This window comes from Bradyrhizobium sp. MI1.4, assembly GCF_055811315.1.
On sequence record NZ_JBVVPP010000003.1, the window covers coordinates 319,298 to 337,903 of the forward strand.

The 18,606-nt window shown below is 65.2% G+C and carries 18 protein-coding genes; 3 read left to right on the forward strand and 15 right to left on the reverse strand.

Annotation, left to right across the window (positions count from 1 at the left end; translation table 11 throughout):
- The first annotated feature begins 223 nt into the window (after positions 1-223).
- Positions 224-865, forward strand: a complete 642-nt coding sequence (locus tag AC0L23_RS05665) for a TIGR03809 family protein (protein ID WP_018456886.1) — start codon at positions 224-226, stop codon at positions 863-865.
- A 27-nt stretch (positions 866-892) separates the two neighbouring features.
- Here the strand turns inward: AC0L23_RS05665 and AC0L23_RS05670 are convergent, their stop codons facing one another.
- From AC0L23_RS05670 to AC0L23_RS05740, 15 genes are all read right to left on the reverse strand, one after another.
- Positions 893-2,263, reverse strand: a complete 1,371-nt coding sequence (locus AC0L23_RS05670) for a TIGR03808 family TAT-translocated repetitive protein (protein WP_085352260.1) — start codon at positions 2,261-2,263, stop codon at positions 893-895.
- Between the two features lie 103 nt (positions 2,264-2,366).
- Complete coding sequence (locus AC0L23_RS05675; RefSeq protein ID WP_018456884.1) at positions 2,367-3,020, reverse strand: pyroglutamyl-peptidase I; 654 nt, start codon at positions 3,018-3,020, stop codon at positions 2,367-2,369.
- The gene (meaB, locus tag AC0L23_RS05680) at positions 3,017-4,006 is read right to left on the reverse strand and encodes a methylmalonyl Co-A mutase-associated GTPase MeaB (protein WP_018456883.1); all 990 of its coding nucleotides are present in this window, start codon (positions 4,004-4,006) and stop codon (positions 3,017-3,019) included. Before meaB ends, AC0L23_RS05675 begins: the two co-directional genes overlap by 4 nt.
- Before the next feature lie 51 nt (positions 4,007-4,057).
- On the reverse strand, positions 4,058-5,572 hold the full coding sequence (locus AC0L23_RS05685; RefSeq protein WP_018456882.1) for a tripartite tricarboxylate transporter permease: 1,515 nt from the start codon (positions 5,570-5,572) through the stop codon (positions 4,058-4,060).
- 4 nt (positions 5,573-5,576) lie between these two features.
- Positions 5,577-6,071, reverse strand: a complete 495-nt coding sequence (locus AC0L23_RS05690; RefSeq protein WP_007608177.1) for a tripartite tricarboxylate transporter TctB family protein — start codon at positions 6,069-6,071, stop codon at positions 5,577-5,579.
- A 174-nt stretch (positions 6,072-6,245) separates the two neighbouring features.
- A complete protein-coding gene (locus AC0L23_RS05695; RefSeq protein ID WP_018456881.1) occupies positions 6,246-7,238 on the reverse strand; it encodes a tripartite tricarboxylate transporter substrate binding protein in 993 nt (330 codons plus the stop codon).
- A 366-nt stretch (positions 7,239-7,604) separates the two neighbouring features.
- On the reverse strand, positions 7,605-9,761 hold the full coding sequence (gene scpA, locus AC0L23_RS05700; protein ID WP_085362363.1) for a methylmalonyl-CoA mutase: 2,157 nt from the start codon (positions 9,759-9,761) through the stop codon (positions 7,605-7,607).
- Positions 9,758-9,943 (reverse strand): hypothetical protein, encoded by a 186-nt coding sequence (locus AC0L23_RS05705; protein ID WP_018456878.1) that lies wholly within the window; start codon positions 9,941-9,943, stop codon positions 9,758-9,760. Before AC0L23_RS05705 ends, scpA begins: the two co-directional genes overlap by 4 nt.
- A gap of 9 nt (positions 9,944-9,952) precedes the next feature.
- Complete coding sequence (locus tag AC0L23_RS05710) at positions 9,953-10,417, reverse strand: GFA family protein (protein ID WP_085352263.1); 465 nt, start codon at positions 10,415-10,417, stop codon at positions 9,953-9,955.
- A complete protein-coding gene (locus AC0L23_RS05715) occupies positions 10,414-12,285 on the reverse strand; it encodes a methylmalonyl-CoA mutase subunit beta (RefSeq protein WP_085362364.1) in 1,872 nt (623 codons plus the stop codon). The genes AC0L23_RS05710 and AC0L23_RS05715 overlap by 4 nt, the downstream gene beginning before the upstream one ends.
- An 81-nt stretch (positions 12,286-12,366) precedes the next feature.
- A complete protein-coding gene (gene folK / locus AC0L23_RS05720; protein ID WP_085352265.1) occupies positions 12,367-12,858 on the reverse strand; it encodes a 2-amino-4-hydroxy-6-hydroxymethyldihydropteridine diphosphokinase in 492 nt (163 codons plus the stop codon).
- Between the two features lies 1 nt (position 12,859).
- Entirely contained in the window at positions 12,860-13,228 is a 369-nt protein-coding gene (gene folB, locus AC0L23_RS05725) for a dihydroneopterin aldolase (RefSeq protein ID WP_018456874.1), read from the reverse strand.
- The gene (folP, locus tag AC0L23_RS05730) at positions 13,225-14,085 is read right to left on the reverse strand and encodes a dihydropteroate synthase (RefSeq protein WP_085352266.1); all 861 of its coding nucleotides are present in this window, start codon (positions 14,083-14,085) and stop codon (positions 13,225-13,227) included. The genes folB and folP overlap by 4 nt, the downstream gene beginning before the upstream one ends.
- A 271-nt stretch (positions 14,086-14,356) precedes the next feature.
- The gene (locus tag AC0L23_RS05735; RefSeq protein WP_007608193.1) at positions 14,357-14,764 is read right to left on the reverse strand and encodes a DUF4332 domain-containing protein; all 408 of its coding nucleotides are present in this window, start codon (positions 14,762-14,764) and stop codon (positions 14,357-14,359) included.
- A gap of 26 nt (positions 14,765-14,790) precedes the next feature.
- Positions 14,791-15,156 (reverse strand): hypothetical protein, encoded by a 366-nt coding sequence (locus tag AC0L23_RS05740; protein WP_085362365.1) that lies wholly within the window; start codon positions 15,154-15,156, stop codon positions 14,791-14,793.
- Positions 15,157-15,501: 345 nt separating this feature from the next.
- Between AC0L23_RS05740 and AC0L23_RS05745 the strand changes: the two genes are divergently transcribed.
- A complete protein-coding gene (locus AC0L23_RS05745; RefSeq protein ID WP_085362366.1) occupies positions 15,502-17,130 on the forward strand; it encodes a helicase HerA-like domain-containing protein in 1,629 nt (542 codons plus the stop codon).
- A 133-nt stretch (positions 17,131-17,263) separates the two neighbouring features.
- Positions 17,264-18,592 carry a glycosyltransferase family 87 protein gene (locus tag AC0L23_RS05750; protein WP_085385862.1) on the forward strand — a complete coding sequence of 443 codons (1,329 nt, stop codon included), beginning with the start codon at positions 17,264-17,266 and terminating at the stop codon, positions 18,590-18,592.
- Positions 18,593-18,606 lie beyond the last annotated feature (14 nt).

An 18,606-nucleotide genomic window follows, 5' to 3' on the forward strand; every position in this document is an offset into this window, starting at 1 on the left:
GCCGCAAGCGCGCTATGCTTGTGCGAAGCTTGACTCCAAAACCGCTTGAATCTCCGCACGACTACGGAGTTTGGCGACGAAAACATCGTCGTTGCTGGACAAGTCAAAACTTTTCCACAAAATATTCACGTCGCGTCTAAATTGATTCGTGTGCGTTGCGTCGCGTCCGTATTTTCTCCTGACGGGCTGATTTATGACACATCGCCAAGAGGCTATTCGCGACGTGGCTATTGGCCGCGACATTGCGGCACGCTGGTGCGCTCTCGCCGAGCAGCGGCTGGTGCATCTCTCCGAGATGTTCGAGACCGGGCGCTGGCGCCGCTATCACTCCGAGATCGCATTTCTCGAAAACATCCAGGAAGCGAAGCTCGCCGTCCAGACCTGGCGCGCCCTTGCCACCGGCGCTGACGTCGCCACGGCGGCCGCGAGCGTGTCGCCCGCATTCGGCTGGTCGCCGGCGACCATGCCCCGCATGTTTCCGCGCGAGCAGCAGGCGCAGACAGTGCAACCGAAGGCCGTGCACATCGTCCCGGAGACCGCAGTGCCGGTCAGGCTCGATCCCAAGCCGGGCGTTCTCGCCGACATCTCCGAAGCCCCGGCCGCGCGGGTCGCCGCGCCTGCCCCGATGGCACCGCTCCAAGTGCCGGCTGCCATGGCGCCGCCCACCGCGCCCGTCGCGATGACGGGGCCCAAGGTGCCGGCCGCGACGGCAGCGCCCAAGGCGCTGGCTGCGATGGCGGCGCTTCTGCCGCAGTTCTCTCCGCCGGCAGCCGAAATTGTCGCAGCCCCCGAGCGCCTGGTTGAGTTCACCTTCAGCCTCGACGGGCTCGAAGCGAAGTATCCACTGCTGCGGAACGCGTTCTAGCGTTCGGGAGGAGGCGAGCAGCGGCAGCTATCGCCGCACCGCATTCCCGCCGACCACCAATTGCGCAAACCGCTGGGCGCCGTCCACCGACAGATCGGACGTCACGGCGCGCGCATGATCGAGCCCGACCACGGCGCCGCGCGGGGTTTCCGAGATCATGTTGTTGTTGACGAGCGCGGTGCCGGCGCCGGGCACGACGGACACCCCGACGCCGGCCAGTGCCTTGCGGATCACGTTGCCCGTGATCGCGACGTCGCGGAGATATTTGCCCCAGCCGGCGACGATGCCGTAGGACGGCGCGTTCTCGATCACGTTGCCGGTGACAGATGAATCCGCCTCGATGTAGATGCCGATGCCGGCATCGTCATCCGGCGCGGTGCCGATCGGCCGCTTCGGGATCAGATTGCGGATGATGTTGCCCTGGACCACGGCGATGCGGCCGCCTTCGTTGAAATTGCAGACGGAGACGCCGACCGCGGCGCCGTCCACAATGTTGTTGGCGATCACCGCGGCCTCGAAAGCGAATTCCGAATAGAGCGCGACCTCGCGCACATCGCTGACGCTGTTGCCGGTGATGTGGATGTTCGAGGCCGAGTTGCCGCGCACGGCGGAGTAATCGCAGTTCTTGATGCGATTGCCGCGCACGATGACGTTGCCGGCGCGGAACGTGTTGATGGCGTTGCCGTACTGGCCGGAGCCGCCGGGGCCGGCCTTGATGTCCTCGATGCGGTTATCGGTGACCAGCGTGCCGTCATCGCCGATGGCCGTGCGCAGGATCTCGATGCCGTTGTCGTTGGTGCCGGTGATGGTGTTGTGGGAGACGCTGAGACCCCTGGCGTCGAACGACACCACTGCCGTCACCGCGATGTTGGTAAAGATGTTGCCCGAGATGTCGCCGGAGACCTGCTCGAGCCAGATGCCGCTGCCGCCGGAGCCGGTGATCGCGCAATCGGTGATGCGGACGTCGCGTCCGCCGAGGATCTGGATCAGCCCGCGCCGCGTCGGCAGCGGAATGCCGCCGCCGTCAAAGGTGATGCCGGAAAGGCCGATTGCATCGGAGCCGTCGCTCTGGATCGCCGAGGCCCCGCCGGTGAAGACGAATTTTGTCGCGCCGCGCACGCCGATCAGTTGCGCGCCATTTGGCAAGCGTAGCAACCCACTGCGGTAGATGCCGGGTGGCAGCGCTAGCGGCATCTGCGCCCGCGCAGCCTCGTCGATCGCCCGCTGGAGCGCGCGGGTCTGATCCTCGCTGCTGCCGGGCCGCACGCCATATTGCGTGGCATCGCGGCCGAGCAGCGACGTCAGCGGCGCCGCACGCGCGGCGTCGGCTGGTATCGCGAGCGCGCCGGCGAGGCCTGCGGTCGATGCTCCAATGAGATGGCGGCGATTGAGGTCCATGACGCGTCCTCCGGCGGACGCGGGGGTCCGCAGCGGTTAGGTAGCGCAAAAACGGGACCGCGCGGCTGGGGCCGTGAGGATTGTTCGCGGTAGGGTTAAATGTTTACACAGTCGTGTTCCGAGCCTTCCGTGCCAACTGTACCATCTCCATCAGCATCGCTTCCCCGGCGTCCACCAGTTCCTCCAGCGTGATCCGCGGCGCGCCCTTGCGGCGCACGGCGCCACTGCGCGCGAGCAGGGGAATATGGATAAATGCGGCGAGCTTTGGCCCGCCGCCCCTGACGTTTTCGATCGCGCGCCAGCTCAGGTAATTGCAGAGATAGGCGCCGGCGTCGCGCGAGGGCCGCGCGTCGATGCCGGTGAGGCGGGCGGCGCGCAGCAGCCTTGCGGTGTGTGGGCCGAAAATCAGCGCGTCCGCATTACCGGCGATGCCGCGCTTGCTCGAGCGGGTGTTGGCGGCATCGGGCCAGAGCATGGTGACGGCGTTGCGCGCGCGGCTCTCGATGCGCAGATAGGGCGTGCGTGCGGCGAGGCCGAACATCAGCAGCGCGTCGGGCTTCTCTTTCGCGAGCACCTCCGGCAATTGCCGGTCCACCGCGGCATAGGTGACTGGGAAGATGTGGCTGGAGATCGCGGCATCGTCGAGTGCGGGACGGCGCAATTGCACCAGCCGGGCGACCAGCGGCTGGGTCGGATTGTAGGGCGCGCCGGGGAACGGGCCGAAGGCGGTGAGGAGAACGCGGAGCTTGTCGCTCATTGCAGCAACTCCAGGATCTTTTCGGCGGCGAGCGCCGGCGTGAGATGGCCGTCGGCCACCTCGGTCTCGATCTTCCGGACCTTGGTTCGCACCGACGCCTCGCTGCGCAACCGCGCCAGCATGCGTTGCTCCAGCATCGACCACATCCATTTCACCTGCTGCTCGCGCCGCCGTGCGGCGAAGTCGCCGGAGGCATTCATCGCCTTGCGGTGATCGAGGACTTTCTGCCAGATCTTCGCAATGCCGTCGCCAGTCAGCGCCGAATAGGTCTCGACCGGCGGATGCCAGTGCTCGGAGCGTGGCGTCAGGATATGCAGCGCGCCGCGATAATCGGCGGCGGTGATGTTGGCGCGCTTGAGATTGTCGCCGTCGGCCTTGTTGATCGCGATCATGTCGGCGAGTTCGACCAGGCCCTTCTTGATGCCCTGCAATTCGTCGCCGCCGCCTGGCAGCATCAAGGCCAGGAAGAAATCGGTCATGTCGCAGACCGCGGTCTCGGACTGGCCGATGCCGACGGTCTCGACCAGCACGACGTCGAAGCCGGCCGCCTCGCACAGCAGCATCGCCTCGCGTGTCTTGGCCGCGACGCCGCCGAGCGTGCCCGAGGACGGCGAGGGTCGGATGAAGGCATCGTCGGAAGCCGAGAGCCGGGCCATCCGCGTCTTGTCGCCGAGGATCGAGCCGCCGCTGCGGGCTGAGGACGGATCGACTGCGAGCACCGCGATCTTGTGACCCTGTTCGATCAGATGGATGCCGAGCGCGTCGATGGTGGTGGATTTGCCGACGCCGGGCGAGCCGGTGATGCCGACGCGGAGCGCTCTGCCGGTGTCAGGCAAGAGCATCTGCACCAGCTCGCGCGCCAGCGCCTGATGGTCGCTGCGCCGGCTCTCGACCAGCGTGATGGCCCGCGCCAGCGCCGCGCGGCTGCCGGCGCGAAGGTCATGGGCGAGGGATTTGATGTCCAGTGAAGGCTTTTTCTCAACCATGCCCTGCTTTACAACGCCCGCGTGGGGCAGGCGAGGGCCGCCCGCCCGATATCACCGGGATGTCGCCGCCACTCCGGTCCGCACCGGTTTCAGCTTTCGCCACGCCCAGACCATCACCGGCCACAGCAGCGCCCCGATCGCCATGGCGGCGAGGATCGCGGCCACGGGGCGCTCGAAAAACGGCAAAATGCTGCCGTCCGACTTGATCAGCGAAGTGACAAAGGCCTGCTCGACCATGGTGCCCATGACGATGCCGAGCACCATCGCGGCGACGGGATAACCGTTGGCTTCCATGACATAGCCGATCACGCCGAAGGCGGCGACGGTGACGACGCCGAACATGTTGTTGCCGATAGCGAACGAGCCGACTGCGCAGCACAGCATGATGATGGGCATGATGGCGGAGCGCGGTGCCAGCAGGATGTAGGCGGCAACCCGGATCATGGCGATTCCGAGCGGGATCATCAAAATGTTCGCGATGATGAACATCAGATAGATCGCGTACATGCTCGACGCTTTCTCGGTGAACAGCGTCGGTCCGGGGTTGAGCCCCTTCATGTAGAGCACACCGATCGCGATCGCAGCGATGGTGTCGCCGGGAATGCCGAACAGTAATGATGGCACCCAGCCCGAGGCGATGCTGGCATTGTTGCTGGCGCCGGCCTCGACCAGGCCCTCGACATGGCCGGTACCGAATTTCTCCGGTTCCTTGGAGAAGCGCTTCGACATCGCATAGGACACCCAGGCGGCCATGTCGGCGCCGGCTCCGGGCAGCACGCCGATGATGATGCCGACGATGTTCCCGCGCGTCATCTGCCAATGGTATTTCTTGGTCAGCTTCCACTGACCGGCCATGATGCTTCCGAATTTGCGCCGCGGCAGCGGCGGCGGCTCGGGCGTCAGCATCGCGCGCATCACCTGGGCGACCGCGAACACGCCGACCAGCGCGGGGATCGGCTCGATGCCGCCGAACAGATCGGTGAGGCCGAAGGTGAAGCGCGGCACGCCGCCGGGATTTTCGATGCCGACGCAGGAGACCAGCAGACCGAGGAACATGCCGGCGATCGCCTTCACCGGCGAGGAGCGCGCCACCAGCGTCGCGCACATCAGGCCGAGCAGCGCCAGCCAGAAATACTCGAAGGTCGAGAACGAGAGCGCGATCTCGGCTAGCGGCGGCGCCAGAATCATCAGCGACAGCACGCCGGCGATGCCGCCCACGGCCGAGAACCACACGCCGGCCCCGAGCGCCAACTCGGCCTGTCCCTTCCGGGTCATGGCGTAAGCCTCGTCGGCATAGGCGGCGGAGGCGGGCGTGCCGGGGATGCGCAGCAGCGCACCGGGGATGTCGCCGGAGAAGATCGCCATCGAGGAGGCCGCCACGATGGTCGCAATCGCCGCGATCGGCGAGAGATAGAAGGTGACGGGGACGAGCAGGGCGGTTGCCATCGTCGCCGACAGGCCCGGCAGCGAGCCGATCACGAGCCCGTACACCGAGGCTGCGAACATCGCGATGATGACCTCCCAGGTGGAGATCAGTGCGAACGCTTCAATCAGGGTTTTCAGCATGGGGTCACCAGGGTGTCGGCAACAGGCCGGCGGGAAGCGGCACGCGCAGCAGCTTGCCGAAGATGAGGTGGATGGCGAACGGCGCCAGCGCTGCGAGCGGCAGCGCCAGCTTCCACTTTGCCCCCAACGCGGTCGAGGTGACGTAGACCATGATCGCCGCGGTGATGATGAAGCCGAGCCGGTCGGCCGCGACCACGTAGAACAGCAACAGCGCCGGCGGCAGCAGCGCGCGCAGGCCGTACAACTTTCCCTGAGGCGGCGGGGCAGCCGCTGCCTGGCCATCCTCGAGCGGGATCAGCTCTTCCGCCTCTTCGAAGGTGTGACCGATCCCGAACACGATCGCGAGCCCGCACAGCGCAAGCCCAATGCCGATCACGAGCGGAAATACGTTGGGGCCGACCGGCTGCCCGGGTACCGGCGGCAGCAGCCAGCCGCCATAGGCGGCTGCGGTGCCGAGCACGACGAGAAACGATCCCGTGACGGAGTCGGGAAGGCGCATGGGAGGATCCTATGAGATTTCTTATCCCTCACCCCGTTCTTACGGAGAGAGGGTGGAGTCCGGGGCTGCGTCCGCGTTGGCGGTGAAAGCTGGACTTGGAGAGACTCCCCCTCACCCGAATTTGGGCTGCGCTCAAATTCGACCTCTCCCCGCAAGCGGGGAGAGGTGACAAGATCACGCCTTGCTCAGACCCGCCGCCTTCATCGCTTCGCCCATCTGGGCGTCGCCCTTGTCCATGAAGCTTGCGAACTGGCCGGCATCGCCCCACACGGTGCCGAAGCCGCGATTGCTCATGAAGTCCTTGAACTCGGCGGAGTCGTAGACCTTCTGCAGCGCCGCGGTGAGCTTCGTTGCGATCTCCGGCGGCAGGTTCTTCGGCCCGGCGATGCCGCGCCAGGCGCCGGTCGCGTAGTCGATGCCCATCGCCTCCTTCAGCGTCGGCACGTCCTTGAAGATGGGATTGCGCGCCGGCGCCATGATAGCAAGGCTCCTGGCCTTGCCGGCCTCGATGATGGCGCGGGCTTCCGGCACCGAGCAGGTGGTGAGGTCGAGGCCGCCGGCGGCGAGGTCCTGCATCGCGGGTGCGGCGCCGTTGGACGGCACCCAGGCGACCTGGTTGGCAGGCAGGCCCATCGCCTGCATCCAGCCGACCAGCGCCAGATGCCAGATGCCGCCCTGGCCGGTGCCGGAGGCCTTGAACTTGCCGGGAGGGGCCGCCTTGATGGCTTCCGCGAGCTCCTTCACCGTCTTGTAGGGCGAGGAGGAGGAGACCTGGATGCCCGGGGGGTCTTCGTTCATCAGCGCCAGCGGGGTGTAGCTCTTCGGCGCCAGCTCGGTCAGCCCTTGCCAGTGCATCATCGAGATTTCGACGGTGAGCATGCCGATGGTGTAGCCATCAGGTTGCGCGGTCGCGATCGCGGTATGGCCGACGACGCCGGAGCCGCCGGTGCGATTGACCACGTTGAAGGGCTGGCCGAGATCCTTCTCCAGAAGCGCTGCGACAATGCGCGCGGTCGCGTCAGTGCCGCCGCCCGCGCCCCAGGGAACGATCACGGTGACGGGCCGCGCTGGATAGGCTTGCGCGCGTACGGGTGTGAGACCGAATGCGGCGGATGCCGCGACTGCGGCAGATGAAGCCGCAAAGCTGCGGCGCGTAATCTTGGACATCAATGCCTCCCAGCGGCGCCCACGACGTCGGGCGCTCTTGTCTATGGCGACATTCTAGTCGGCTTTGCAGCGCGGCTGCAAGGTAGCGCTACCAGCGCTCTGCGGGCAACGCGGCCCTCATGCGTGGAATAGTGGAAGGCGAGGCCGGGAGTCTTGCCCGCCTCGGTTGAGGACGCAAACGTCACCGCGCCCATCTGAGCAGGCTCCGCTTCAATTCCGCGAACCAGTCGTCGCAGTCGCGCTCGCATCGCGCTTCATCTTTGCGACCATGAGCGATGCAGTCACCCCCTTCACCATTGCGGTCATGGCGGCGTCGTTGTCGGCGGTCTCGGTGAAGAATGGGCGGATTGCCGAGCGGCGGCCGAATTACTCTGCCGCCTCGCTATGCCCGAGCCGGGCGTTCAGCTTGCGGATCAGCTCCTCGGCCGCGTCCGCGATCACCGTGCCCGGCGGGAAGATGGCTTCCGCGCCGGCCGCGTAGAGCGCATCGTAATCCTGTGGCGGCACCACGCCGCCGACGATGATCATGATGTCGTCGCGGCCCTGCTTCTTCAGCGCGGCCTTGAGCTCCGGCACTGCGGTGAGGTGGGCGGCGGCAAGCGAGGAGACGCCGAGGATGTGGACGTCGTTCTCGACCGCTTGGCGCGCGGCTTCGTCGGCGGTCGCGAACAGCGGCCCAATGTCGACGTCGAAGCCGATATCGGCGAAGGCCGACGCGATCACCTTCTGGCCGCGGTCGTGACCGTCCTGACCGATTTTTGCGACCAGGATGCGCGGACGGCGGCCTTCCGCCTCCTCGAAGGCGTCGATCAGCGCCTGAACCTTCTCGACCCGGTTACCCATGCTGGACGCCTCCCGCTTGTAGACGCCGGTGATGGATTTGATCTCGGCGCGGTGCCGGCCGAACACCTTCTCCATCGCGTCCGAGATCTCGCCGACGGTTGCCTTCGCGCGCGCAGCGTCGATGGCCAGCGCCAACAGATTGCCGTTGCCTTCGCCCGCCGAGCGCGTCAGCGCGGCGAGCGCGGCCTCGACGTCCTTTTGGTTGCGTTCGGACTTCAGCCGCGTCAGCTTGTCGATCTGGAGCCGGCGGACATTGGTATTGTCGACCTTGAGGATATCGATCGGAGCTTCGTCCGTCGGCTTGTATTTGTTGACGCCGATCACCGCCTGCTTGCCGGCGTCGATGCGGGCCTGGGTCTTGGCCGAGGCTTCCTCGATGCGCAGCTTCGGTACGCCGGCCTCGATCGCCTTGGCCATACCCCCGAGCTCCTCGACCTCCTGGATGTGGCCCCAGGCCTTGGCGGCGAGGTCGCGGGTGAGACGCTCGACATAATACGAGCCGCCCCAGGGATCGATGATGCGGGTGGTGCCGCTCTCGTGCTGCAGGAAGAGCTGGGTGTTGCGGGCAATGCGCGCCGAAAAGTCGGTCGGCAAAGCGAGCGCCTCGTCGAGCGCATTGGTGTGCAGCGACTGGGTGTGGCCTTGCGTCGCCGCCATCGCTTCCACAGTCGTGCGCATCACGTTGTTGAAGACGTCCTGCGCGGTCAGCGACCAGCCGGATGTCTGGCAATGCGTGCGCAGTGACAGCGAGCGCGGATCCCTGGGGTTGAACGGCTTCAATAGCTTTGCCCAGAGCAGCCGCGCGGCGCGCATCTTGGCCACTTCCATGAAGAAGTTCATCCCGGTCGCCCAGAAGAACGACAGCCGCGGCGCGAAGCGGTCGACGTCGAGGCCCGCCGCAAGGCCGGCACGAAGATATTCGACGCCGTCGGCCAGCGTATAGGCGAGCTCGAGGTCCTGCGTCGCGCCGGCCTCCTGCATGTGATAGCCGGAGATCGAGATCGAATTGTATTTCGGCATTTTTTGCGAGGTATACGCAAAAATGTCCGAGATGATCCGCATCGAAGGCGCGGGCGGATAGATGTAGGTGTTGCGCACCATGAACTCTTTCAGAATGTCGTTCTGAATGGTCCCTGAGAGCTTCTCCGGCGGCACGCCCTGTTCCTCGGCGGCCGCAACGTAGAGCGCGAGGATCGGCAGCACCGCGCCGTTCATGGTCATGGACACGCTCATCTGGTCGAGCGGAATGCCCGCAAACAGCGTGCGCATGTCGTAGATGGAATCGATGGCAACGCCGGCCATGCCGACGTCGCCGCCGACGCGCGGATGGTCGCTGTCATAGCCGCGATGGGTGGCGAGATCGAACGCGATCGAGAGGCCCTTCTGTCCGGCTGCGAGATTGCGGCGATAGAACGCGTTGGAATCCTCCGCGGTGGAGAAGCCGGCATATTGCCTGACGGTCCAAGGCTGGTTGACATACATGGTCGGGTAGGGGCCGCGCAGATAAGGCGCGATGCCCGGATAGGTATCGAGGAAGTCGAGCCCGGCCAGATCGGCCTCGCTATAAGCGGGCTTCACCAGAATGCCCTCGGGCGTCAGCCACGGCTCGGCGCTGCCGGTCGGGGCGCCGGCGGCAGCGCGCTCGAAGGCGACGTCGGCGAAATTGGGAATGCGGGTCATTCCTTGGGATCCTCAAACCTGCGATTGCGCTCAATCAGCTTTTGCACATTTTTCTTGTAGACGGGATCGTCCAAGCGGCTCTGAGTAATTTGGCCGGTCCCAACCCAGAGCAGCCGCGCGAACAGCTTCCCAATCTTCCATTCTGCCAGACCGAGCAACGTTTGTCCGAGCAGCTGAAACATGGCGGCGCCTCAATCATGGTCCGGATGCTGATGGCTGACGATGGTCGCCATCTTTTCCGGCCCGTAATTCTGCTGCGTGGTCTGGCTCGGCAGATTGGCGATCCCGACCACCCAGCCGAGACGGGACTCGGTGCCGAACTGCCGAGTCGGCACCACGTGGTCAGGACGGTCGAAGGCGCCGGTCATGATCTCGATCCGGTCGCCGTCGATGCGGCCAAAGCTCAGCGGCGTGCCGCAGGCGGCGCAAAAGCCGCGCTCGGCGATGGAGGAGGAGCGGAAGAACGACGGACTCCCCTTGGTCCAGGCGAAGTCCGTCTTGTTGATGTCGGCAAAAGAGGCGAACGGCGCGCCGCTGGCCTTCTGGCACATCCGGCAGTGGCAGATCGAAACCCTGTTCGGCGCCGTCGTGACTCCAAAGCGCACTGCCCCGCATTGGCAGCCGCCGGTGAGAACGGGTTTGCCTGCGTCTGTCATGGCTGCTCCATCCGTCGATAGGTGTCTTGCAGCGTGGCAAGCGCATCGCCGCCGGCAAAGACGAAGCCGGTGACGCCGGCTGCACGCAGCGCCGCCTCGGCATCGGTCGGGCGGCCTGCCAGATAGATAAGTCGGGCGCCGGCGGTTTGCAGGGCCTGCGCCGCGGCTTCGGCGTGTTCCGCATAGACCTTGTCGCTGGAACAAAGGCAGGCGAGCCCGGCACCGGAGGCCTTGAAGGCTGCAGCTAACTGGGCCGGATCGGCGAAGCCCTGGCTGTCGACGGCCTGGATGCCACCGGTCTCGAACAGGCTTTTGGCAAAGGTCGCGCGCGCCGTGAAATCAGCGGGCGTGCCGAGATTGGCCAAGAAGACTTTCGGCCGCGCGCCGTGTGCCTTCAAGGCCGCATCGGATTCGTCCCGCAGCGCCTCGAACGGTTCCGCCAGCCGGATCGGCGGCAGCGCGTCGAACTTGTATTTTTGCTCGCCATAAGGCGCCAGCGCGATCGGCGTCGCCTTCAGCACCGCAGTTTCGTTCTCGTGCAGGTTCGGAAACTCGCTGGCGCCGGTCAGCACGTCGCGGCGTTTTGCGATGTTGGCGTCGCGGGCTTTTCGCGCAGCCGCGACCTTGCTCTGGAACAGGCCCTGCTGAAGCGCAGCGAAGGCGCCGCCGGCTCTCTCGCTCTCCTGGAAGAGCGCCCAGGCCGCGTCGCAGAGCTGGCCGGTCAGCGTCTCGATGCCGCCTGCGCCTGCCGCGGGATCGCTGACCTTGGCGAGGTTGCTCTCTTCCAGCAGCACGAGCTGAGTATTGCGCGCCACGCGCCGCGCGAATGGATCGGGCAGGCCGAGCGCCAGCGTATGCGGCAGCACGGTGACCGCGTTGGCGCCGGCGAGTCCGGCCGCAAACGTCGCCATGGTCGCGCGCAGCATGTTCACATAGGGATCGCGCTGCGTCAGCATGCGCCAGGCGGTATCGGCGGCGATGTACAGCGGTTTTGGCGTGAGCCCGCACGCCGTCTCGATACGCGCCCACAGCAGCCGCAATGCGCGGAATTTTGCCATGGTGAGGAACTGGTCTGCATCTGCGGCAAGCCGCGCATAGACCATGCCCTGCGCCTGCTCCAGAGGAACGCCCGCGCCCTCGATCGCGCGGAAATAAGCGACGCCGCAGGCGAGCGCGAAGGCGAGCTCCTGCGCCTCCGAGCCACCGGCATCGTGGATCACGCGTCCGTCCGCCGATGTAAACGGCCCCTTGAAGCCGAGCGCGGAGAGGCCCTTGACGCCGCCGGTGATGGCCGGAACGATCTCATCCCAGGTATAGGGGCTGTGGCCCCACACCGCGCAGGCCGCGAGCGGATCGAGCCCGAAGCGGATGTCGCAGGCCCCGGGATCGATGCCCTTGCTCTTCACATATTCCGCGACGTGGATCGCCGCCATCCGCGATTGCGGACCGATCTCGAGCTCGAGGCCGATGCCGGCATCGAGATGGACGTCCTTCAAGATCCTTGCGACTGCGTCTGCGGTCGGTTCCAGCCCGAAACCGTGAGCGGCATTGCCGCCGGCGAACACCAGCGCCAGACCCGTCGCACCATTTTCGAGATCGGTCAGTGCCTGCGCATTCGCCGCACTTGCATCGGGATGGTCGATCCGCTGCATGATCCGCCAGGGCGCCGCCGCCGGCCGGCCCACCACGGGCGCAACACCTTTGGCGCGCGGATAGAGCGGATCGATCTTGAGTCCGTCATAGGTCTTGGCGACCAGCTTCTCGAACGGCGCGCCCTTCAGCACGCCATCGACCAGCTTGCGCCAGTCGTCGACGGTCGCCTTGGGAAAATCCGCCGCCAGCGGCAGGTCGTCAGTCGCGGAGGTCATGCGGCGAAGGGCTCCCGAAAATCTTGTTGTTCGCAGGCGAAATTGCCACGGCCGGCCGTCCCTGCAAACGGTTGTTTTTGGTTAACCGGTATCCGGAAGCCGCTCAATGCCTTGTGTCGAGACGCTGGCGAGACCGTCATGGACACGAATGCCTGCGATCACGCGGTCGGGCGCGACCTCGGCCAGCGGCACCAGCACAAAGGCGCGCTCGAATAGGCGCGGATGCGGCAGGGTCAGGTCAGGCTTCTGCATCGACACATCGTCATAGGCGATCATGTCGAGATCGAGCGTGCGCGGGCCCCAGCGCCGCTCTTTATCGCGGGTGCGGCCGAATTTCTGCTCGACCTTCTGCATCACGAACAGGAGCGCATGCGGATCAAGGCTGGTCTCGATCTCGATGCAGGCGTTGATGAAGGGAGCCTGGTCCTCGTCGCCCCAGGGCGGCGTCGCATAGTCCGACGAGCGCGCGATCAAAGCGGCCTGCGCCATGCCGCAGATATGGGCGATTGCCTTCTGGAAGGTCGCGCGGACATCGCCGACATTGCCGCCGAGCGCAATCAGGACGCTCGACATGTCAGGGGTGCCGCGAGCGCGTCAGCATGACGCCGACGTCGTCGAAGATCGCGGCGATCGGCGCATGCGGCTTGTGCACGGTGATCTTGACCGCACGGATGCGCGGAAAGTGCGACAGGATGGCGTCGGCCACCGCGCCGGCCGCGCGCTCCAGTAGCTTGTAATTGGTGTTCTTGAAGGCCGCGGTGGTGGTCGCCACGACGTCGGCGTAGGACACGGTGTCGGCGAGCCGGTCGCTGCGGGAAGGCTCCGACAGGTCGGTATAGAGCTCGAGGTCGATGACAAAGCGTTGGCCGACCTCGGTCTCGTGCTCCATCACGCCGTGGCGGGCATGGATCGACAGGCCGGTTACGAAGATCGTATCGGTCATGGCTTGCTCTCGATTGCGTGCGCCACTCGCAGGGCCTGCAAGGTCTCGGCGACGTCGTGGGTGCGGATGATTTTCGCGCCGCGTTGTGCGGCGAGCAGATGTGCGGCGATCGAGCCGGCGAGCCGCTCGGTCGGCTCCGACGGCGACACCGAGGCGATGAAGCGTTTTCGCGAGGCACCAACGAGGATCGGCAGGCCGAACATGTCGAGCTCGCGAAGTCGTGCCAGCGCAATCATGCTCTGTTCTGCCGTCTTGCCGAAGCCGATGCCGGGATCGAGCACGATCTTGTCGCGGGCGATGCCGGCTTGTGCCGCGATATCCAGCGAGCGCTGGAAGAACGCCTTCATGTCCGCAATGATGTCGATGGCGGGATCGACCCTGTCGCGGTTATGCATGACGATGACAGGGACGCTCCTCGCGGCCACCAGCGGCGCCATGCCGGCGTCGCGTTGCAGGCCCCAGACGTCGTTGGCGATCGCAGCGCCCTGATCGAGCGCAAAGGCCACCACCTCGGCCTTCATGCTGTCGATCGAGACCGGCACGCCGAGCGCCACGATGTCCGATAGCACCGGCTTGAGCCGGGCCAGTTCGTCTGCCGCGGTGACCGGCCGGGCGCCCTTGTAGGGCCGGGTGGACTCGGCACCGATATCGATGATGTCGACCCCCACCTCGATCATCGCCCGTGCCCGCGCGAGTGCCTGCTCGGGCGCGATGAATTCGCCGCCGTCGGAGAATGAATCCGGGGTGACGTTGAGCACGCCCATCACCGCCGGGATCGGCCGCTCCAGCAGCGTCCGCAGCACGTCAGGCTCGACTGAACCGGCCGCCGGGACGGATGGGGAGGGCGAGGCATTCATGCGGCCCGCTTTAGCGGTCGGGGAGGGGGAGTCAAGACGGGAAGGCGTGGGTTGCCAGCGTTTGGACAGGGCGTCGCACACCCTCGCTGTCATTGCCCGCGAAAGCGGGCAATCCAGTATCCAGAGACAGTGCCGCGATACGGAGGAGCCGCGGCGTACTGGATACCCCGCTTTCGCGGGGTATGACGGCAGAGTTGGGATGCATTGTTGCTCATCGGGCAAAACAATGCCGAGAGAGTAGCGCCCACCCCGTATGCGGAGAGCAGCAGTCCTAATACGAAATCTTTGGCGGCAGCTTCTTCGCCTTGGCGATGATGTCGCCGACCGACTTCTCCGAGGGCAGGATGCGGAGCAGCTTTTTCTTCTCGTTGGCGTCCCGCATGCTCTGGGCGAGCCTTGCCGGGTTACGGTAGGCGAGCTCGCGCACGGTGGTGACGCCGGCGGCGCGGACCAGACCGACCTTGGCCCTGCCCATGCCGGGGATGCGCATGTAGTCGGAGACGTTGGCCCATTCCAGCAGCAACTGCTCGCTGATGCCGGTCTTCGCGGAGAGCGCCTTGCGGCCCTTCACGGTCGAAGCCGCCTCGAGCAGCGCGTCGGTGGTGCGGATACCCTGCGCCTTCAACTTGTTGGCGGCAAAGGCCGACAGGCCCTCAATCTCGGAGATCGGATATGTCATGATACTCGATGTGAAATGCGCAGGCGTCAGGCGAACTGGCTGAGGCCCGGGGTCCCCGCGATGATCTTGCCCATCTGATCCGCTCCGATTTTGTCTCGGCCGAAGCGAAAAAGTTCACGGGCGATGTTCTGAATCTCGGACATGCCAAGTCCCAGGCCCATCAGGCGCGTGCCGACCGCCATCAGGCCGCCGCCCATCAGCCGCGACAGTCCTCCGCCGGTGCCGGATGCCTCGATTGCCGCTTCTGCACCTGGAATCTCGTCGATCAGGACCTGGACGCTGTCGGAAGGACCCTCGTTGCGGAGGAAGCCCAAGATAATGCCGACGGTCTTTTCGGCGACAGCACTATCTATGCTGGCGTTTGTCGCCAGCCGCCCGATTAGCTCGTCCATATGGCCGCCCCTCAGCCGGTTCACATGCCGGAGTATTGCTTTCGAAAATGATCTTGAGCCGGTGTGGTGTGAAATACAAGCGATGAACGCCATCAACGTTCCGATTCATTCTCGAACGCGCGAGAAGTGTTGCAGTGATGCAAGAGCGGAGATGAAATCGGCAAAAAAATGCCGCGATGCGAATGCGTCCTTCCTACTTTCGGCGGATGTCCACCTGCATATTTCCGACGAGTCGCATGCCCGGAGCGCGTTGAATGGTTTCAATCAGCGCGCGACATGCGTTAAACTACGGAACTGTGCATTCGAATTTCGATATGCGAAACAGGGCAGAGAGATCAGGGAATAATGACCGCACAGGACAGCAAGCTCGGTGATACCGACGACAAAATCTTCGTCGGTAAAGGAAACGAGCAGGCTTGGCTGACGCTGGCGTTCGCCAATCGCCACGGCCTCGTCACAGGTGCAACCGGAACCGGCAAGACGGTCTCGCTGCAGGTTATGGCGGAAGGATTTGCGCGCGCCGGTGTTCCGGTCTTCGCGGCCGACATCAAGGGCGACCTCTCGGGCATCTCCGAGGTCGGCGTGCCCGCGGATTTCATCGTCAAGCGCGCCACCGAGATGGGACTGACGTTCGAGCCCGACCAGTTCTCGACGGTGTTCTGGGACGTGTTCGGCGAGCAGGGCCACCCGGTCCGTGCGACCGTCACAGAAATGGGCCCGCTGCTGCTCGCACGTATGCTGGACCTGAACGACGTGCAGGAAGGCGTGCTCAACGTCGCCTTTCGCGTCGCCGACGACAACGGGCTGACCCTGATCGACATGAAGGATCTGCGCGCGCTGCTCGATGCCATCGTGCCCGATGCGGGCAAGAAGGGGACGGATGCCGAGGACAGTCCGCTTGCCGAGATCAAGAAGGCGGCGCAGGGTTTTGGTAATGTCACCAAGGCCACGGTCGGCACCATCCAGCGCCAGCTTCTGGTGCTCGAGAACCAGGGCGCCACCAAATTCTTCGGCGAGCCGGCGCTGACGCTGAAGGACTTCATGAAGACCGACCGCGACGGCCGCGGCATGGTCAACATCCTCGTCGCCGACAAACTGCTGCAGAGCCCACGGCTTTACGCGACATTCCTGCTGTGGATGCTGTCGGAATTGTTCGAGGAGCTGCCCGAGGCCGGTGACCTGCCCAAGCCGAAGCTGGTCTTCTTCTTCGACGAGGCGCATCTGTTGTTCAACGACGCGCCCAAGGCGCTGATGGACAAGATCGAGCAGGTGGTGCGCCTGATCCGCTCCAAAGGCGTCGGCGTTTATTTCGTGACTCAAAACCCGGTCGACGTGCCCGACCGCGTGCTCGGACAATTGGGCAACCGGGTGCAGCACGCGCTGCGCGCCTTCACCCCGCGCGACCAGAAGGCGGTCGCCGCTGCGGCCCAGACCTTCCGCCCCAACCCGAAGCTCGACACCGCCAAGGTGATCATGGAGCTCGGCAAGGGCGAGGCGCTGGTGTCCTTTCTCGAAGGCAACGGCACGCCGGCGATGGTCGAGCGGGTGATGATCCGGCCGCCATCGGCCCGGATCGGACCGATCACGCCGGAAGAGCGCAAGGCGATCATGGATGCAAGTCCGGTGAAGGGCAAATACGACACCGCCGTTGATGCAGAGTCCGCCTACGAGATGATCCAGAAGCGCATTGCCGGCACGGCGGCGACTGCCGATCCCGGCGCGGCTGGCGGCATTGGAGGCGGTGGCATCCTCGGCCAGATCGGCTCGATGGTCGGCACCATCTTCGGCACGAACGTCAAGCGCGGCCGCCTCTCGACGGGCCAGGTCATCGCCCGCGACGTGACCCGATCGGTCACCAATCAGGTAATCGGGGGGATGGCGGCCAATATCGGCAAGTCCGTCGCCGGCCAGCTTGGTGGCTCGATCGGCCGCACGCTGGTCCGCGGCGCGCTCGGCGGCTTGCTGCGCAGGTAGGCAGAAAGCCTCGTTTGAGGCAACTCCTCCGCAAACCCGCCGCTTGTGCGCGGCGGGTACAAATTCGGGTGATCAGGACTCTCCAAGCGTTCGTTGGTCTGCTAGGTGCTATGGCCCCTGACTGGACCACATCGTGACCTCACCTAAATCTTTCGTTCGATCCGGCGCACTCCGAACCCTGTCGTTGCGTGCGCCACTCGACCTGCTCTTCCTGCTCTGCTGCTTCATCCTGGCTGCCGATGTCCTTGGTCCCGAGATCTTCGGGCACGGCAAGACCAAGGACTACGGCCTGTGGTACTGGGCCGGGCAGCAGGTCTTGAAGGGTGGGCCGCTCTATCCCGGCGATATCCACCAGTACTTCGAGTTCATCTACCCACCGCTGCCGGCGATCCTGCTGGCAGTCCCGAGCTGGTTCGGCAAGATCGCGCTCTACAGCGTGCTGTCGATCCTGAATATTGCGGCGTGGTGGTACACCGGGATGCTCTCCAATGCCATGACCGGTTCGGGCCGCACGGCTGGCCCTTGGCTGGAGGCGCTGCCCGCTCTCGTCACCGTGACCTTCGTGTTCGACATGTTCGATCTTGGCCAGCCGAACCTCGTCCTGCTGGCGATGATGCTCTACGGCTTCTGGAGTTTGCAGCATCAGCGCTCCTGGCTCGCAGGCTTCATGTTCGCGCTCGCCGCCGCCATCAAGGTGTTTCCCATTGCGGTGCTGCCCTATCTGGTCTGGCGGCGAAACTGGGGAGCCGCCGTCGCTACGGTCGCGTTCGCCGGCATACTTCTCTATATCGTGCCGGCCCCCATTCGCGGCTTCGAGCGCAACGCCGCCGAGGTCAAGACCTGGTATCAGGGCATGGTCGGGTCGAGTTCGGAAAAAGGATTTGGCCAGCGCGACGAGCAGAACTGGTCGTGGGTGAACCAGTCACTCATTGCTGTCACGCACCGGCTGGTCCGGCCAATCAACTACAATCAGGAGGATCCGAGCAAGCCGGCGCGCACGATGAATGTCATCGACGTCGATTACAGGACGGCGAACTGGATCGTGCTGGCGCTGTCGGCGTTGCTCGGACTCGGCTTCGTCGCGGTCATGCCACGGCAAGCGCGGCGTACGGCGCGCTCGGACGCCGAGGAACTCGGCATCCTGTTCTGCCTGATGACGGTGGCATCGCCTCTGGCGCGGCAATACTACTTCATGTGGCTGTTCTTCCCGATGACGGTGCTGATGCATCGTGCCGCCTTCGACGAGCGGGCGAACGTGCGCCTGGGAACCTGGCTCGCCCTTGGCGCCGCCGGCATCCTCATGCTGCTGGCGCTGCCGTGGTTTCCAAATGTCTTGCAGGCCTGGGGCAACAACCTCGTCGCCACGGCGGTGCTCGCAGCTAGTCTCGCATGGCACATCCGGCATCCGCCGGTTGCGGCTGGCCTCAACGCCGCGGCAGCGCTAAAAGCCGATAGTTCTTGAGAAGACATCTTGAG

Excerpts from the sequence above, each read along its gene's own strand:
- AC0L23_RS05745 (WP_085362366.1), top strand. The coding sequence starts at position 15,502 with ATGACCGCACAGGACAGCAAGCTCGGTGATACCGACGACAAAATCTTC.
- AC0L23_RS05740 (WP_085362365.1), bottom strand. The coding sequence starts at position 15,156 with ATGGACGAGCTAATCGGGCGGCTGGCGACAAACGCCAGCATAGATAGT.
- AC0L23_RS05690 (WP_007608177.1), bottom strand. The coding sequence starts at position 6,071 with ATGCGCCTTCCCGACTCCGTCACGGGATCGTTTCTCGTCGTGCTCGGC.
- folK (WP_085352265.1), bottom strand. The coding sequence starts at position 12,858 with ATGTCGAGCGTCCTGATTGCGCTCGGCGGCAATGTCGGCGATGTCCGC.
- folB (WP_018456874.1), bottom strand. The coding sequence starts at position 13,228 with ATGACCGATACGATCTTCGTAACCGGCCTGTCGATCCATGCCCGCCAC.
- AC0L23_RS05710 (WP_085352263.1), bottom strand. The coding sequence starts at position 10,417 with ATGACAGACGCAGGCAAACCCGTTCTCACCGGCGGCTGCCAATGCGGG.
- AC0L23_RS05715 (WP_085362364.1), bottom strand. The coding sequence starts at position 12,285 with ATGACCTCCGCGACTGACGACCTGCCGCTGGCGGCGGATTTTCCCAAG.
- AC0L23_RS05670 (WP_085352260.1), bottom strand. The coding sequence starts at position 2,263 with ATGGACCTCAATCGCCGCCATCTCATTGGAGCATCGACCGCAGGCCTC.
- AC0L23_RS05735 (WP_007608193.1), bottom strand. The coding sequence starts at position 14,764 with ATGACATATCCGATCTCCGAGATTGAGGGCCTGTCGGCCTTTGCCGCC.
- scpA (WP_085362363.1), bottom strand. The coding sequence starts at position 9,761 with ATGACCCGCATTCCCAATTTCGCCGACGTCGCCTTCGAGCGCGCTGCC.
- AC0L23_RS05695 (WP_018456881.1), bottom strand. The coding sequence starts at position 7,238 with ATGTCCAAGATTACGCGCCGCAGCTTTGCGGCTTCATCTGCCGCAGTC.
- meaB (WP_018456883.1), bottom strand. The coding sequence starts at position 4,006 with ATGGTTGAGAAAAAGCCTTCACTGGACATCAAATCCCTCGCCCATGAC.
- AC0L23_RS05705 (WP_018456878.1), bottom strand. The coding sequence starts at position 9,943 with ATGTTTCAGCTGCTCGGACAAACGTTGCTCGGTCTGGCAGAATGGAAG.
- folP (WP_085352266.1), bottom strand. The coding sequence starts at position 14,085 with ATGAATGCCTCGCCCTCCCCATCCGTCCCGGCGGCCGGTTCAGTCGAG.
- AC0L23_RS05685 (WP_018456882.1), bottom strand. The coding sequence starts at position 5,572 with ATGCTGAAAACCCTGATTGAAGCGTTCGCACTGATCTCCACCTGGGAG.
- AC0L23_RS05675 (WP_018456884.1), bottom strand. The coding sequence starts at position 3,020 with ATGAGCGACAAGCTCCGCGTTCTCCTCACCGCCTTCGGCCCGTTCCCC.